Source organism: Gordonia alkanivorans NBRC 16433, from assembly GCF_000225505.1.
Taxonomy (GTDB): Bacteria; Actinomycetota; Actinomycetes; order Mycobacteriales; family Mycobacteriaceae; genus Gordonia; species Gordonia alkanivorans.
In genome coordinates this window covers 1-492 of the sequence record NZ_BACI01000085.1, presented here as the reverse complement: position 1 = coordinate 492, position 492 = coordinate 1, and the positions used below count along the sequence as shown (strand labels likewise).

Below are 492 nucleotides of genomic sequence, written 5' to 3'. Positions count from 1 at the left end.
CGCCATCGCCCGACTCACTTTCGCCGGCGACCGACAGATCATCGAGATCGCCGACCGCGACCTACCCCACAAGACCGGCCACCGCAGCATCACCCAGTTCATGACCCACCGCCTACGCATGGCCGACCCCATGCGCCGCACCAAACAACGCCACGCGACCGCCACCCACCTCAGCCCGACCGGCGAACCACTCGAACCCGAACGCCCCGCTCTGGCAGAGGCATTGGCCGACGGCAAGGTCAGCACCTCCCACGTCCGGGCAGTACTCGACGTCCTCGACCAGATCCCACACGCCACCGACCACGACGTGAAAGTCGCCGCCGAACGACAGATGGCCGAGATCGCCGTCGACCACACCCCCGCCGACATCACCGCCCTCGGTGCACGACTGCTGGCCCACCTCGACCCAGACGGCACACTGACCGACGACACCGACCGCAAACGTCGCCGCAATCTGTCGGTCAACCGGCAACGCGCCGACGGCACCGCCAA

General features: G+C 67.9%; 1 protein-coding gene. It reads left to right on the top strand.

Features of this window, described 5'->3' with window-relative positions; genetic code table 11:
- A partial coding sequence (locus GOALK_RS14920; protein WP_040004236.1) for a DUF222 domain-containing protein occupies nucleotides 1-492 on the top strand: 492 nt, incomplete at both ends.